Source organism: Lacrimispora xylanisolvens, from assembly GCF_002934545.1.
In the GTDB taxonomy this organism is placed as follows: Bacteria; Bacillota; Clostridia; order Lachnospirales; family Lachnospiraceae; genus Lacrimispora; species Lacrimispora xylanisolvens.
On record NZ_PTJA01000001.1, the window covers coordinates 630,971 to 647,100 of the forward strand.

13 protein-coding genes are annotated in these 16,130 nt (G+C 32.3%); 11 read left to right on the forward strand and 2 right to left on the reverse strand.

Features of this window, described 5'->3' with window-relative positions:
- The first annotated feature begins 3 nt into the window (after positions 1 to 3).
- The 11 genes from BXY41_RS02955 to BXY41_RS03005 all read left to right on the forward strand — a co-directional run bounded on the left by BXY41_RS02955 (position 4) and on the right by BXY41_RS03005 (position 12,970).
- Complete coding sequence (locus BXY41_RS02955) at positions 4 to 735, forward strand: ABC transporter ATP-binding protein (protein WP_104434431.1); 732 nt, start codon at positions 4 to 6, stop codon at positions 733 to 735.
- Between the two features lie 27 nt (positions 736 to 762).
- Positions 763 to 2,943 carry a glycosyltransferase gene (locus BXY41_RS02960; RefSeq protein WP_104434433.1) on the forward strand — a complete coding sequence of 727 codons (2,181 nt, stop codon included), beginning with the start codon at positions 763 to 765 and terminating at the stop codon, positions 2,941 to 2,943.
- A gap of 23 nt (positions 2,944 to 2,966) precedes the next feature.
- Positions 2,967 to 4,040, forward strand: coding sequence for a class I SAM-dependent methyltransferase (locus BXY41_RS02965; RefSeq protein ID WP_104434435.1), 1,074 nt, complete (start codon positions 2,967 to 2,969; stop codon positions 4,038 to 4,040).
- A gap of 30 nt (positions 4,041 to 4,070) precedes the next feature.
- Positions 4,071 to 6,107 carry a glycosyltransferase gene (locus tag BXY41_RS02970; RefSeq protein WP_170072170.1) on the forward strand — a complete coding sequence of 679 codons (2,037 nt, stop codon included), beginning with the start codon at positions 4,071 to 4,073 and terminating at the stop codon, positions 6,105 to 6,107.
- Positions 6,108 to 6,554: 447 nt separating this feature from the next.
- The gene (locus BXY41_RS02975; RefSeq protein ID WP_104434439.1) at positions 6,555 to 8,165 is read left to right on the forward strand and encodes a hypothetical protein; all 1,611 of its coding nucleotides are present in this window, start codon (positions 6,555 to 6,557) and stop codon (positions 8,163 to 8,165) included.
- The gene (locus BXY41_RS02980) at positions 8,158 to 8,952 is read left to right on the forward strand and encodes a glycosyltransferase family 2 protein (RefSeq protein ID WP_104434441.1); all 795 of its coding nucleotides are present in this window, start codon (positions 8,158 to 8,160) and stop codon (positions 8,950 to 8,952) included. The genes BXY41_RS02975 and BXY41_RS02980 overlap by 8 nt, the downstream gene beginning before the upstream one ends.
- A gap of 14 nt (positions 8,953 to 8,966) precedes the next feature.
- Entirely contained in the window at positions 8,967 to 9,857 is an 891-nt protein-coding gene (locus BXY41_RS02985) for a lysylphosphatidylglycerol synthase domain-containing protein (RefSeq protein WP_104434443.1), read from the forward strand.
- Positions 9,832 to 11,283: a hypothetical protein gene (locus BXY41_RS02990; RefSeq protein ID WP_104434445.1), complete on the forward strand. Its 1,452-nt coding sequence runs from the start codon at positions 9,832 to 9,834 to the stop codon at positions 11,281 to 11,283. Before BXY41_RS02985 ends, BXY41_RS02990 begins: the two co-directional genes overlap by 26 nt.
- Positions 11,276 to 11,671 carry an HAD family hydrolase gene (locus tag BXY41_RS02995; RefSeq protein ID WP_104434447.1) on the forward strand — a complete coding sequence of 132 codons (396 nt, stop codon included), beginning with the start codon at positions 11,276 to 11,278 and terminating at the stop codon, positions 11,669 to 11,671. Before BXY41_RS02990 ends, BXY41_RS02995 begins: the two co-directional genes overlap by 8 nt.
- 27 nt (positions 11,672 to 11,698) lie before the next feature.
- Positions 11,699 to 12,430, forward strand: coding sequence for a glycosyltransferase family 2 protein (locus BXY41_RS03000; protein WP_104434449.1), 732 nt, complete (start codon positions 11,699 to 11,701; stop codon positions 12,428 to 12,430).
- Between the two features lie 126 nt (positions 12,431 to 12,556).
- Complete coding sequence (locus tag BXY41_RS03005; RefSeq protein WP_104434451.1) at positions 12,557 to 12,970, forward strand: GtrA domain-containing protein; 414 nt, start codon at positions 12,557 to 12,559, stop codon at positions 12,968 to 12,970.
- 360 nt (positions 12,971 to 13,330) lie between these two features.
- On the opposite strand, the gene BXY41_RS03010 is transcribed toward BXY41_RS03005, so the two are convergent.
- Together BXY41_RS03010 and BXY41_RS03020 are read right to left on the reverse strand one after the other, a co-directional pair.
- Entirely contained in the window at positions 13,331 to 13,570 is a 240-nt protein-coding gene (locus BXY41_RS03010; protein ID WP_341457790.1) for a transposase, read from the reverse strand.
- 964 nt (positions 13,571 to 14,534) lie between these two features.
- On the reverse strand, positions 14,535 to 16,124 hold the full coding sequence (locus tag BXY41_RS03020; RefSeq protein WP_104434458.1) for a hypothetical protein: 1,590 nt from the start codon (positions 16,122 to 16,124) through the stop codon (positions 14,535 to 14,537).
- Positions 16,125 to 16,130: the final 6 nt, after the last annotated feature.

Sequence of the window (16,130 nt, forward strand, 5' to 3'; positions counted from 1 at the left end):
GCAATGGAGAATGATGTTATTATTGATGTATCTGGAATATCAATGATGTTTAATCTAAGTAATGAAAAAATTGATAATATAAAGGAATATGTAATAAAATTTTTAAAAAGAGAATTGATGTTTAATGAATTTTGGGCCTTAAAAGATGTATCTTTTAGTATAAAAAAAGGGGAGTCAGTTGGTTTAGTGGGGCTAAATGGTTCAGGAAAAAGCACCATGTTAAAAGTTATTGCAGGTGTAATGAAACCGACTAAAGGAAAAGTACTTGTAAATGGTACAATAGCACCATTAATTGAATTAGGGGCTGGATTTGATACCGACTTGTCTGCAAGAGAAAACATTTATTTAAATGGTGCTATGCTTGGGTTTTCTAAAAAACAAATGAATGAGAAATTTAATGAAATTATGGATTTTGCAGAGCTTTGGGAGTTCGTTGATGTGGCGATAAAAAATTTCTCATCTGGTATGTTAGCAAGGCTGGGATTTAGCATAGCAACTGCTAGTCGACCAGATATACTAATTGTAGATGAGATATTAGCAGTGGGTGACTACAAATTTCAACAAAAATGCGAAGAACGTATAAATAAGATGATTGAGGATGGTACTACTATAGTTATGGTATCACATTCGATTGATCAAGTTAAGAGAATCTGTAAAAAAGCAGTTTGGCTGGAATCAGGAAAGGTCCGAATGTATGGCGATGCTGACTATGTGTGTCAGGAATATCAACAGTAATTTAAATGAGATATGTGAGGGGAAAAGATGAAGATCTGGTATTTAACGAGTGAATTTCCACCTGAGTTTGGTGGAGGTATAGGAATGTATGTTGATCAAGTATCTAAAATAATGGCTAGAAATGGTCATGAAGTCACAGTTTTTGTAAGGGATACTAATAGTGATAAAATTGAGCAACCGGAAAGTAATTTGCGTTATATTAGGTTTTTACATTGTCAGGGTACAATTTATAAAACATTGGGATATTGGGCAGCATTATCGTACCAATATTATGAGATTGTAAACCGTATGCTTGAAAGTGGTGAAAAACCAGATGTGATAGAGATTCAGGAGTATGGAGCAATTGGATATTATATTCTGCAAAATAAATTGGTGGGTAACAAAAATCTTACAAAAATACCTATAATTGTTCATTTGCATACACCGGTATTTGAATTATCTAGAATCAACCAATCCCCTCAATATAAATTTCCTAATTATTGGGTAGGACAGATGGAAAAATTCTGTATGAATGCTGCAGATTTTTTGGTTTGCCCTAGTGAGTTCCTTAAGCGGCAAATACAGAATATAGCACCTAATAACCCAATTGAAGTCATTAATCTTCCATATTGTGTAGATATGAAGAATTACCCAGAAAGAACATATGATTCAAATACAATCCTATATGGTGGTAGAACAGAATATCGAAAGGGAATATATCAAACAATAGCTATATTTGAAAAACTTTGGTTAGAAGGGAATACTGTTAAATTAAGAATATTCGGTGGAGATCCTTATTTTAGTCCCAAAGCTACAACTCTTGGTGAGATAATTAAGAAGAAATATAAGAAGTGGATAGATTTAGGGCTTTTAGAGCTAAATAATGCAATAGAACCAGAGAAATTAGATTTAGAGATTCTTAAAGCTAAAGCAGTTATTGTCCCCTCCATTTATGAGAACTTCCCCTACTCATGTGTTACTGCAATGTGGCTGGGGACACCTATGCTTGTATCACGTCAAGGTGGACAAGCAGAAATGGTTGAAGAAGATGGAAAATGCGGTTTAATCTTTGATTGGGATAATAATGATTTCAAAGATAAATTAGAACAACTTTTAAGTATGACACCAGAAGAGCTTAAAGAATTGGGAAATAATGGAAGAGAAAGAATATTTTCTCTTTGTAATATTGATAAAAATGTAAAATTAAGAGAAACTTTTTATATTAATTCTATATCAAATTATACACCTAAAAAGAACTTTCCTTTTATTAATCATGATATATTAAAAACAGAATTAAAAGCACAAGAAGATTCAATTAAAAATATGCTCTCAATTATTATTCCATACTACAATTTAGGTAGTTATATTATGGAGACTATTGAAAGTGCAGTAAGTTCGAATTATAATGATAAAGAGATAATTATAGTTAATGATGGTTCAACTGATGAAGAGAGCATTAAGATATTAGAAGAAATAAAATCTAAATATAATTTTATAAATGTTATTGATATTCCAAATGGAGGATTGGCAAACGCAAGAAATGTTGGTGTTGCTGCATCGAAAAGTGAATATGTAACATTTTTAGATGCTGATGATTTAGTAGATCCTACTTTTTACACAAAAGCGATTGACGTTTTAAAGACCTATTCAAACGTTTCGTTTGTTTATAGTTGGGTTGAATATTTTGAGAAAGGAAGTGGAATCTGGCCAACATTTAATACGGAATTGCCTTATTTATTATGTGCTAATATGTTGTCTGCTTTTTCTGTTGTTAGAAGAATAGATTATTTAAATTACGGAAAAAATAGAATTATAATGGAATACGGTATGGAAGACTATGATGGTTGGATAGGTCTTGTTGAAAATGGCTATTTTGGAGTAAGTATACCTGAAGCTTTGGTTAAATACCGTATTAGACAAGATTCTATGTCAAGACAGTTTAACCCTGATATGAGATTTTATTTAAGTGAGCAAGTTGCAATTGGTCATAAAGAAGTATATAAAAAGTATGGAGATGAAATTTTAAATTTATTAATGCAAAATGGACCAAGTTATTTATGGAATAACCCTACTTTTGATAATACTGGTGGTGTTGTAAATAATAGTGCTAATTCAAATACAAATATATATGGATATAAAACGGAATTACTTAGAATTGCTAATTCTAAGTGGGGAAGTCGAATGGTTAAGCTTTTATTTAAACTAAAGATTAATCGATTATTTCAATAAAAGTTAGAAAGGCTGGATTTTAAATGGAACGTTTAGCGTTTGGAGATGAATACGAATACAGTGCGATAGAGGGAGCAATTCACCTAACCAGATATGCGTTAGCTAAGGATTTATGTAAGGATAAAAAAGTCTTGGATATTGCATGCGGGGAGGGTTATGGAAGCTATTTTATGGGTTTATGGGGAGCCAAACATATTGAAGCAGTCGACATTAGCAAAGAAGCTATTGATAATGCTGCTAAGAGATTTCCAGCTGATAATATCAATTATGTATGTCATCAAGCTCAAAAATTAGATTATCCGGACTCAACATTTGATTTAGTAGTTTCACTTGAGACAATAGAGCATTTAGATAAACCTGAAGAGTTTTTAAAAGAAATTAAAAGGGTTTTAAAGCCAAGCGGCACCCTTATATTATCTTGTCCAAATGATGCGTATTTCATTAATGTTGGAGGGGCTCCCGAGAATCCTTATCATAAAAAAAGATATACATTTAAAGAATTTAGTGATTTAGCTGAGAGCTATTTTGGAGGAAATTGTAATTATTTTCTAGGTTATGCAGCAGGAGGTTTTATTAATTTACCTATTCAAAAAAATGATAGACATGGACAATATAATTCTAGAAATCCATTTCAAATGTTTCAATATAAAGAGAATGGTAATTATTTTGAAATACCATCACATCTTCAGCTAAATACAGAAAACAGTAGCTATTATGTTGGTATATGGGGACGTAATGAAGGTATTGTTAATAATGCAGTTTTTTATGCAAAGGATCAATGCAATCAGCAGTATGAGTTTGAATTATTAAATAAAGTTAGACAAATCGATTTATTACGAAAAGAGTATGATGAACTATATTCTAAATATAGTGAGATAGAAAAAAATAATAATAGAGCAATTGAAGTAGATCGTTTACACACAGCTTTACAGTTATCTGAAAAGGAAAAAAATATTATACGCGATAATATGTGCTTAAATTGGGAGGCAGCAAATAAGTATCAAAACGAATTAGAACAAATTTATAATTCCAGAACTTTTCGCTGTTTAATGCCTATTTATAAACTAAAAGATAAGATGCACCGACTATTCAAATAAAACCATATGAATATTGGAGGCAAGAGGAAATTGGAAAAAAGAGCAGGATATCAAACAGAAGAATTAACATATATTACGAGTAAAAGGCACATGTTGCTTGGGAGTGGTATTGGCACCAAAAGCATAACTAATATAGGTGAAAATGGTGAGAATCTAACAATAGCCGTTTTATCTATGAATCGATCGAATTTAACTATTAAATTGATGAATTCTATATCAGAATATATACCGGAATTTAAAGGTGAATTTCTAATTGGCGATAACGGTTCTCATGATGAAGAAAAAAAAATATTAAAGAAAAAGATGAAACAAATGCCATATAAATGTCGAATGATTGAATTTGATCGTAATTATGGTGTTGGGGGGGGGAGAAATAGGCTTAACTCATATGTTAATACGGATTGGATATTTCAGTTGGATAATGATATTTATTTTATAAATAATCCTCTAGATGAAGTTCAGGAAGTTTTATCCTTACTGGGTTGTCATTTTCTTTGTATGCCATTAATAAACAAAGATGATAATAAGGTTTTTTTGTACGGAGGGAATTTATATGTAGAACAAAATAGCAAGGTACTTACCATCGGCGGAGGTACAGCCTATCAAGTTGAAGGTGATATTGAGGGTGAACAGCCGCCTTTCCTATGCACATTTGTGCCAGGTGGAGCAAGTATAATGCGAAAGGACACTTTCTTTGCATGTGGTGGCTATGATGAGGGAATGTTTGTAGGCTTTGAAGATACGGAGTTTTCAATGAGACTGTTTCAGGCAGGTTATAAAATTGGAAGTTGTGGAATGGTTAGTTTAATACATGATCACCCAAAGCCAGAAATAGCTGTTGATATTGAATATGAGAAGCAAAGGTTTTCAACTAGTAAGTTGTTTGAATCTGCGAAGTACTTTGAAGGAAAACACCATATTAATGTTTGGAATCCTTCCGTAGAAGGGTGGGTGAATGAGAGATTGAAAAATCTTTTAAATGACGAAAATATTGATAATGGAATAATATCAGCTAATAAAGTCAACAAAACAAAAATTGCGCTTGTTGTAGATAATCCTAATTGGGCATTACATAATATTGCTAAGCAAATTAAAAAGAATTTACATTATCATTATGATATAGAAATTTATTTCCTTTGTAATGTTGATAATATTATGAGTATTTTTTTACTGGCTGAAGACTGTGCACTTATTCATTTTTTATGGCGGTCTTGGATTCCTTCATTAGGAACAGACTATACCGAAGTATATGCGAGGAAGTTGGGATTGTCTTACCTGGAATTTAGACAAAGATATATTGATAATAAAATAATTACAACATCTGTTTATGATCATTTATATTTAGATGATGAATTTAATATAACAGAGAGATTGTTTTCATCATCAGATACTGTGGTAAAGGGGTATACGGTGTCCTCAAATAAATTATTTAATATCTATACAAATGATTCAAGGATTGCACATAAGCCTAACATGGTGATTACTGATGGGGTTGATTTGAAATTATTTAGACCATATAGGCTAGAACGTTTTAATGAAAGAACTAAAAACCAAAAATTAATTATTGGCTGGGCAGGCAATAGCATGTGGGCAGCTGATAAAGAGGATTTTAAAGGTTATCACAGTATTATTAAGCCAGTTATCGAAGAATTAATATTAGAAGGATATAATTTAGAATTGAATATAGCAGATAGAAACATAAAGTTGATATCTCATGATGATATGCCTAAATATTATTCCAATATTGATTTATATATCTGTGCCTCTAAAATAGAAGGTACCCCTAATCCAATTCTTGAGTGTATGGCATGTGGTATACCATTTATATCAACAGACGTGGGAATAGTTCGAGAAGTATCGGGACCGATGCAGAGTAGGTACATATTAGAAAAAAGAAGTAAAGAAGAATTGAAAAAGAAACTAAAAGAAATTCTAGGCGATATTAATATTCTACAAAAATTGTCAAAAGAAAATTTAGAAAGCATAAAACAGTGGGACTGGGTATATAAAACAGAAGTATTTAAAGAATTTTTTGATTCGATGCTTATTTCAAGTATGAAAAATTAAAATATTATAAATGAAGTGCTTATATCAAATTAATCTATAAAGGATTGAAAGATTAAGTATGGATAGAATCGAATTATCCTTAACGTCTTGTTGAATCATGGAATCAAAGATCTTGTTAATAGTGAATATAACGAGAAATGGGCGATCGAAAAGATATCGCCTTAATAGTTTGCGATAATGACTTGTAAGATCTTATAAAATAATGTTAAATAAAACTCCCCAGTCCCCTTATGAGTAAGGGGCAGGGGAGTGAAAGTATCGAAGGGTCTTCTATGAGGAAAGTAGTATTTATATACAATGCTTAATAAAGTAATGCCTTGAGATATTATTTGCAATTGTAATTAGAATAATTGATTGATTCTGTTACTATGAAAATTTATAAAGAGAATATATCGTTAGTAAAACAATGGGATTACCTATGTAATGACTACTACAGGAGATTGAGATATGAATAATTTCTTTAAAATATATAAAAGACCAATTGTTATAGCCCTGATTCAATGGTTTGTGACCACTGTATTACAGATAGATAGACTATTTTTTTCATATGATGCTGAAACTGTTTACATGGTAGGAACAAAGGTTATGTATCTTTTTTTTCTGCTGATTTCGTGGTGCTTTGGATTTAATGCATTGAAAAAAATAAAATCAAAGGATGGATTTTATTCTAGAGCTTTTTATATTTTTAAAGTCTATTTGACAATAATATTAATTTTTTTATTAATTTTATGGCCAGGAATCTGGTCATGGGACGATTTGTGGACGTTAGACAGCATAGCTGGTTATGAAAGTTGGTATCCATGGCAGCATGCATTTACAGGAATTTATCAGAATGTGCTCTTACAAATTTTACCGTTTCCAGGAGGCATTATATTCCTACAGAATGTCATTGTCGGATTGTGCGTGGCATTTAGTGTTACAAAACTTGAAGAAGCATACAATCTTAAACATTTAAAATATAAGATTATTGATACAGCCGTAAAATTATTACCTTTTTTACTTCCACCTGTATTGAGTTATCAATTTTCTGGTTACAGAATAGGATTGTATGTGTATCTTGAATTGGTTATGTTAGTGATCTTGATAACTGCAGTAAAAGATAGAAAGGAATGGAGTATATCGTATTTGTTACTTTTTTGCTCGCTTTGTATAGTTGTTGCTTCCTGGAGGACAGAATCATTCTTCTATGTACCATGTGCGTGTCTTCTTATATTGGCAGTAAATGAAAAGATTATACCATACATAAAAAAAGGAATTTGCTTATTTATTATAGTTGTTGGTTTTTTTTGTGTTAATAAGTTTCAAAGCTATCAATTAGGTAATTCAAATTATGCAGTCATATCTTTAATGAGACCTTGTGTTGTTCTTGTGCATGCTGCAAACCAAGAGGTTGATGCAAAAGAACTTGCAGCAATTGACCGTGTAACTTCATTAAAAACTATCTACGACAATCCATCATATGATGGAGAGGAAATATATTGGAGTACTGATGCTGTTAGAAATGCGTACTCAGTTGATGATTATAGCAACTTTTTAGAGGCAATTGTAAAATTGTCAATTAAATATCCAAAAGTGGTTCTTGCGGAAAGATGGAACTTGTTTGTAAATGGATCTGGAATGACAGGTAAAACAGGAACCAATATCGTGGTAGCAGAGAGATTATTTGAGGAAAATAACGGAAATACTGCTGCGATAGCTACATTAGGCAGGGGATGGATTGTAAATAGACCGGTATTTAAAAATTTCAGAGCAAAATTTATTCATTCAATGGGTATGACTGATAGGGTGATTATTCAGAGAGTTGTTTGGAATTCAATGATTCCTTTAACGGTGTTAATCTTAGCATGGCTTAAACTTTTGCGAAAAAAAAGTTGGTATCTTCTAGGAATATGTACGGCAGTATTAATAAGAGTACCTGTTGTGGTTTTGACCCAGCCATCAGGTTTGATTATGTATGTGTTATCTTTTTATTTTTTGGGATATGTATATTTGATTTTTGAAATATTAATTGAATTTAGCGAGCATAGGAAAATCAAGGAGATTGAGATAGATGGATAAAATCTTATTATTTATACCCATGTATAACTGTGAAAAGCAAATCACACGTGTTTTTAATCAGCTTACAGATGAAGTCTGTGGACATCTTAATGAAGTACTCGTAATAAATAATCGTAGCACGGATAATAGTGAGCAGGTGGTAGTAGATTATCTTAAAGTAAATGAAATACCGGTAAAGATTAGCCTGCTAAGAAATGATGATAATTATGGTTTAGGTGGATCACATAAGGTTGCATTTCAGTATGCTGTAGATAATGATTTTGATTATGTGATTCTTCTACATGGAGATGACCAAGGTGATATTTCAAATATTTTGCCATATTTAAAAAATCTGGAATATAACAAATACGACTGTTTTCTCGGTGCAAGATTTATCAAGGGATCACAGCTTCGTGGATATTCAAAGTTCAGAACATTTGGAAATATTATCTATGACCTTCTGTTTTCTATTGGTTGTGGATATAAAGTCTATGATCTTGGATCAGGACTTAACATGTATAAAACAGAAATACTGAAAGATAAATTTTATCTGAAGTATAAGGATAATCTTATTTTTAATTATTGTATGGTAATGGGTTCTGCTTACTATAAGCATAAGATAAAGTTTTTTCCTATAATTTGGAGAGAGGATGATCAGGTTTCTAATGTTAAAATGGTCAACCAGGCAATTACAGTTCTAAAACTATTATTGATCTTTGTTGTGAATAAGAAAAAATTTGTTGAAGATGAACACCGGAATAAGATTGTAGAGAGTTATACCGCCAAAGTCATCTATACGAATAAATAACAGGTGGTGTATTAGTGGAAAAGAAAAAAAATACCGCGTATTATCTGACAAATATTGTAATGCTATGCGTTATATTAGGTATATTTGCAATTCGCTATAAAAATGTGAGCAGACTTTTTGAAAGGGATACCGCATTATCTAATGTAGTGCTTTTACTGAGCGTTTTAATAGTACATGGAATTAAGGCGATAAGATTATATTTTGCTTTGTATGGACATGACATCAGTTTGAGAAGATATTTTAAAACATATTGTAAAGTAACACCGATTTCGGTTTTATTGCCGTTCAAGCTTGGAGAATTTTTTAGAATGTATTGCTATGGTAAGGAGATAGGGAATATTCTTAAAGGTATAGTGATAGTACTCCTTGACCGATTTATGGACACATTGGCATTACTTATGATTCTTCTTATAATTATATCGATAAATGGCGGGACAATAAATGGCTTTGCTGCAGCCTTACTTATTTTTCTCATGATGGCAATTTTTATATATTTTATTTTCCCTAGTTTTTATCACTTTTGGAAAAAGTATCTTTTAAATGCTAAAGCATCGGAACACAAGTTGTGGGGATTACGGACGCTAAAAAATATTCAGGCTCTTTATAGCGAGATAGAGCAGGTTATAAGAGGCAGGGGGATAATACTTTTTGGAGTGTCATTAATTGCATGGGGGGTAGAGTTATCGTCGGTATTATTAATAAACAAGGCATACTTATCAGAAAACGGATATCCTGTATTAATGGAATACCTTATGTCAGCTATGTCAAGCGGCAAATCACAGGACTTGAGTAAATTTGTATTTGTCAGTGCTCTGATGTTTATAGCTTTCTACTTTATAATGATGTTTCCGTTAAAATTTAAAAAAAAGGTGAGACGAAATGAAAATATATGTCATATACGATGACACAGGTAGAAAAAGTGAAGTAATTGCAGATATAATCGGAGATAAGGGTTTTGCAGATGTAGTTGTCAAAAAGAAAAAGCTAGAAGAATATTACAGAATCTGTATAGAAGAAGTATATAAGGATGTGGAGTGGAGAAAAATTCGTTCTATATTTGAATATGCTGATCTTATAAAATCATTAGACTTGGCAGGCGAAACAGGAAAGGTAATTCATTGCTTTTCTAACTATATTTTTTCAGATAAAGATAAGGCGCTTCTTACTTTTAAGAAGTTAGAATATATTGATGATCCATACAAAGTAATGGATGGAAAAGGGGCTGTTGCCGCAATGTTTCCATCTGTGGATGAGTATGCTAAATTCTGTAAAACAATAATTTCGGGTCAAAAAGCGAAGGATGTTCTAAAAAAGTATATAGATTATATGAATATCGAAGGTCTTGTAGATATCAGCATCATAGGTAACTTCATACAATGCATCACCGGAAATTTTGAGTCAAGATATTTTAACTCTCTTAAGGGAAATGAGTATACTCTTGTAAAGAGTTCTACAAACAAGAAAAAGATAAAAGCAGAATATAGTTTTTATCATCTTTTACCTGAGGATATGAAAATCTGGTTCGTTTTGCCATTTAACTATCAGGAAACAGATAATAGTGCCAGCTATATGATGGAGCGACTTCATATGACAGATCTTTCTATCAAATGGGTTCATGGTTCAATGGATGAGTTCGAATTTGAAGATCTGATGGATAAATATTTTTATTTTTTTACTGGAAGACATAAAAGAAAATGTCTAATGGATGAGTATCAGAAAATTGCTAACAATCTCTATGTGAAAAAAGTAATAGATAGAATTATGGATTTAAAGAAGTTACCTGAATATGCGAAAATTGAAAAGCTTTTAGAAAGTTCTGGGAATATTAGCATTGATGCCTTAGTAGAGAAATATTTTACCTTAAAGGATAAAATTGAGGCAAAAAATCAGTATCCCCAAATTAGTGTGATTGGTCATGGTGATCCTTGTTTTGCAAATACCATGTACAATAAGTCTACAAAGACACTTAAATTTATTGATCCCAAAGGGGCACTTACAGAGGCGGATTTATGGACAAACGCTTACTATGATGTTGCCAAGCTTAGCCATTCTGTATGTGGAAGATATGATTTCTTCAATAATGCGTTATTTGACATACGCATAGATGGAAATCTTAACTTTGATCTAGAGATTCCTTTTAATAATTCAAAGTATATTCAAATCTTTAAACAGAAGGTAGAAGAAAACGGATTTGACTATCTTACAGTAAGAATATATGAGGCATCTCTATTCCTTTCTATGTTACCTTTACACATTGATAATCTACATAAAGTTTTTGGCTTCATCTTGAACGCTAATAATATTTTAAAGGAGATTGAAAAAAATGTTTAAGGATTATTCATTTGTATTTGATGTTGATGGAACATTATGTCCTATTAAGAAAAAAAACGAAAAATATGAGGATTTAATTCCATTGTCTGATATGGTTGAAAAGTTGAAATATTACAAGGAAAATGGTGCAAAGATTATATTATATACTTCCAGAAATATGAATTCATATAACGGAAATATTGGCCTTATTAACAAGCATACAGCTATAGTTTTGTCTGAGTGGTTGAAAAAATGGGAAATCCCTTATGATGAAGTCGTTTATGGGAAGGTATGGCCGGGGCACAAGGGATTTTATATTGATGATCGTACAATAAGACCAGACGAGTTCCTTAAATATTCAACAGATGAGTTAGAAAAAATATGTGCGGCTTCTAGACTTCGTTCGTGATTTTTTAAATGAGAAAGGGGATATTCAATGCGAAAGATAGATGTTGTAATTACAATGGGAGGATTGGGTTCCAGATTCCGTAAAATGGGCTATACAGTGCCTAAGTATATGATTGAGGCAAAGGGAAAAACATTATTTGAGTGGTCCATGATTTCTCTTGAGGGATATAAGGCAGATGTTGAGTCCTATATATTTATAGCGATGAAAGATGATGCAGTAGATGCCGAAAAATTTATAATAGAACAGTGTCAGAAGATGAATCTTCCTAATTATCGTGTGATAATGCTAGATTATCTTACAGATGGCCAGGCCACAACTGCTTCATTAGCATCTGAGTATTGGAATTCGTGCAATGCACTTCTAATATATAATATTGATACTTATGTTGAAGCTGGAATAATGAATTCTGCAGAGCTTAAGGGAGATGGATTTATCCCTTGTTTCCAGGCCGAAGGGGATCATTGGAGTTTTGTAAGGCTTGATGATACTGGTAAAGTAGTTGAAATTAAGGAGAAAAAGAGAATCTCCAATTATTGTACGCTTGGAGCATATTATTTCAAGAGCTGTAAGCTCTATAAAGATCTGTACAATGAGTATTACAGCAAGACGCAGGAACTTGTAAATGGTGAGAAATACGTGGCTCCATTGTACGATTATCTACTTTTTAAAGGTGGAGAAATCTATATTTCTGACATTCCGCTGAAGAGGGTGCATGTGCTTGGAACACCTGAAGAACTTCAGAGGTTTCTAGTGGAATAGAAATAGCTAATTAATTCTGAAACCGAATTTTATGTTTTATAAGAAGCAAAGACTTATTGAGGAACTTTTATAAAATATATACAGGTGGTAGGCCATATGATAATGAAAAAATCGGAGGAAAGTTGATTGAAAACATTAATCAGTCAGGCAATTAGATTTATTGGCTTAAGTGGAGTGGGCTGGTTGCTTGATTTTGGGATATATACATTAATAGGCTTAGTTTCTGCAAATTTGGTGCTGAATAATTCAATAAGTTCGTGGGTGGGAGTTACCTTTGTTTTTATCTTTGCTACAAGGAAAGTATTTGATAATGATAGTAATATTCCACTTAAGTGGAAGTATGTACTGTATTTGCTTTATCAGTGTTTGCTTATTTATTTTATTTCAAAGCTACTTAATGTAATCAATGCAGTTATATTAGCAAATATTATGATTGATATTATAAAAAAATCTTCTGCTATAATTGCAAAGATACTAATAACGCCGATTACAATGACCTTAAACTTCTTTGTAATGAAGGGAGTAATTGAGAAATTATAGAATTGTATATGAGTGATTCTAATTGACGCCTTTAGCCATCTATCAGGCTAATTTCGATAGGTTATCATACTAAGTGTTTTTAGACTTTTCAATTGTTTTATTGTTAACTATGTAAAGACATTAGAATTGTATGTTTATTCAAACAAAATATAACGAAAAATAAAGTATGCGGAAACGGACTGATTATATTTATGAACTATTATATAAAAAGGTAGTGTAATAAATTTTGTGCCTCTGGAAATAAATGGATTCTTTCTGGGAATGAATTAGAGGTTCTTTGTCAATAGTTGGGGTGGGATTCGTATGAATCCTCCCCCTTTCTTGTGTTTAGAGCGTAAGGGCATAGTTTCGGGGTAGATATCAAAATTTATTCCCGGTTTCTTTTAGCAGAAGTTTTGCTCTTAATAATTGAAAGCTATTTCGACCATACATGATCCTTTTGGTTAATTTTATTTTATTAACGCTTCCTTCTGCTAGACCATTATTATATTTATAATGAATACCATTATTGACAGCATCAATATCTGCATTTAACCCATTTATGTAAGTATCTAGTTCATCAATCTGTAGAGCAGCTACTGCTGTCATCCATGAGTCCAACTTATTTTATTTTCCTTTCGTGAAAACACAATACCATGAAATTCTTTTAGGAGTGAATATAACTGCCCAATAACCGGATACTTTGTTATCGTTGCCTCGTACTGCCCTTGTGTCATTCCTTTCACATGTTCTAAATCACGATAGATTAATTGACACAGGCTCTTTCTAGGAATATATTCAACAGACACTGTTTGTTCAGCTGCCGAAATACGTTTCTGATGGGTTTCTTTCTTTTTGCATAAAAACCCGCAAAGAAGCAACGGTTCCGGTATATCCCTTGTGGCAAATGTACTCATGAATTTTTTTATAGGTTATTCCCTGTGAACGCATGGCTACCACTTCTTGCTCATAAGGTGCTAGCTTACCTGGCATCCGACAGTCATAATGACCATTGTTAGAAGAGCACTCTTCTTCTAAATATTTTTTTACCGTCTGATATGTAAGACCAGTCAGACGAGTAATTTCGTCTATGGCATGTCCTTCTTAATACAATTTACTCACCTCATTAATTGCTAACTGCTTGTTTGCCAGTGTCTGAATATGTTGGCGTTCTCGTATGTAGTGTATTGGTACAACTTCTATTTTCTCTTGAACTTTTGGAACAGAGTCAGGAATCATAGAGGCTTTCCTCCTCAGCCGCTTTATATTCTAATAAAAAGAACTGGTAGATATATCGTTATGGTAGCACCAGGCTTAATCAGATAAGCGGCTTATGCGGCGCTGCTGGATGCAATCCATCCAGTATTTATCTTTTTGAGTTTTTGTCATATTTTAAAATCCTTCAAGAAAATATGGAGTAAAATCATACAAAAGTTTGAAGTAAAATAGCAGTGAAATGCCACAACCTTTGTTGTTCAAGAACAGAGCTGTGAATTACTCCAACTGTCCTTATTTTACAGTAAAAAATCAATTAAGACGACTGTAGATTATGTTGCGCTTACCTTAATTTAATTATTTTATTTTCCTAATATAAACATATGTTGCTGAAAATAAATGTTGAATTATCATCCCCAGTATTGTCTTCATAGCCTCCATTAAAAACTATCTTCATCCTTCCATACAAATTGGATACGTCAATCATATACTGATGCCACTCTTCATCAATATCATGATAGCTTACCAATAGCTCAGCAAGCATTTCTCCGCAATCATTAAATATCATTACTGTAGGTTGTCCATGATCGTTCTTCTTCCTTCCATAAAAGACTAGATACTTGTGTTCACTAGAAATATCAACAGTAGTACTAGCTCCAACGAAATTACTTTCTCTTAGTGAGTCCTCAATACTGTATTTGTCACCACTTTTTCGTTGCAAACTGCCCACACATTCGATCCCTAGTTCTCCATTGTATTGATTTTCAATTATTCTTGCATTTTTAAACTCAAAATTTGGAATGTCTAACGAAACAACAAAAGGCGTTGCTCCCGTCAGCTCTTTGTTATATAATGCAGCCGAATAAAAATCATTTTCATAATCTTCTTGCTGATTTATACTCATATAATCAAATGACGTATAATACTCCATCTCTTTTGCTAAATAATCTTTATAATTATCTTTCGTTAAATGATATTGTCCTTCATGCATCCACTTCAACATCAGGCTATTTACCCATGTTCCATAATGCAAAACATCCTTATAATTATTCAAATCAGTCGTAATATCATAACGATTATTAAAAGAAAAAAGTCTTATGTTATCTGACTCTAGTATTAATTCAATAATGTATTGTTCCGCCTCTATTTGTCTATATATTCCCCCATTGGCAAACAATGTATGCCACCAAGAAATGCTATATGGAGAAAAGAAATAATAGAAATCCACGTTCGGATATTCGTTAGCGAGAGAAGTTACGTTCTGTTCAATATTTTCTTTAATTAATTCTTTTTCCTGTGTAGTAAGATGTACTGGCTCTCTTAGTTGGAAGTTTGCTATGCCCTCTGGTAATACTGTTTTTATGCCAAATTTATAGCCTTGTTGCCAGCCAGCATAATCATCAAACGACGTTATTCCAGGTGTGAAATCGTCTGCATCATTTGCAATAACCATTTCATACGTTCTACCCCAGATAATATCCCTATTCAATAGATATTTTACATCATTAAACGGGTTATCATCATACAGATATGTCGGATACTCACCTAAATCCAATCGCATACCATCTTTTTCATCAAAAAAATAACTCATATCCAAACAGCGAACGATTGTTTTTAAATTTGGATTATGTGTCAATGCAACCTTCAAGTTATCATTTATTTCTTTATATGAACCACCTGAGTATGGCACCTTAATCGATGTACACTTGAAAACATCATCCATTTCACTCGTTTTGAAATTCTGGGTCATAGAAGTACCTGTAATCAGTGCATCATAGTCAAAATGCTTTGTAATTCCATCATTTTGACTTCTTGTATTGCTTAAAACATAGTAATATCTATCTGTATTTGGTTTATGATAATGCATAAACGGATCAACTTTATATACCCAGAATCCAATCGTTCCAGTAATCACCAGAACAATAGCCAACCATCCTGCTACCCATATCTTTGATTTCATATTCTC

What these genes read in the sequence shown, in the direction of transcription:
- BXY41_RS02955 (WP_104434431.1), top strand. Translation starts at nt 4, where the DNA reads ATGGAGAATGATGTTATTATTGATGTATCTGGAATATCAATGATGTTT.
- BXY41_RS02960 (WP_104434433.1), top strand. Translation starts at nt 763, where the DNA reads ATGAAGATCTGGTATTTAACGAGTGAATTTCCACCTGAGTTTGGTGGA.
- BXY41_RS02965 (WP_104434435.1), top strand. Translation starts at nt 2,967, where the DNA reads ATGGAACGTTTAGCGTTTGGAGATGAATACGAATACAGTGCGATAGAG.
- BXY41_RS02975 (WP_104434439.1), top strand. Translation starts at nt 6,555, where the DNA reads ATGAATAATTTCTTTAAAATATATAAAAGACCAATTGTTATAGCCCTG.
- BXY41_RS02980 (WP_104434441.1), top strand. Translation starts at nt 8,158, where the DNA reads ATGGATAAAATCTTATTATTTATACCCATGTATAACTGTGAAAAGCAA.
- BXY41_RS02990 (WP_104434445.1), top strand. Translation starts at nt 9,832, where the DNA reads ATGAAAATATATGTCATATACGATGACACAGGTAGAAAAAGTGAAGTA.
- BXY41_RS02995 (WP_104434447.1), top strand. Translation starts at nt 11,276, where the DNA reads ATGTTTAAGGATTATTCATTTGTATTTGATGTTGATGGAACATTATGT.
- BXY41_RS03000 (WP_104434449.1), top strand. Translation starts at nt 11,699, where the DNA reads ATGCGAAAGATAGATGTTGTAATTACAATGGGAGGATTGGGTTCCAGA.
- BXY41_RS03020 (WP_104434458.1), bottom strand. Translation starts at nt 16,124, where the DNA reads ATGAAATCAAAGATATGGGTAGCAGGATGGTTGGCTATTGTTCTGGTG.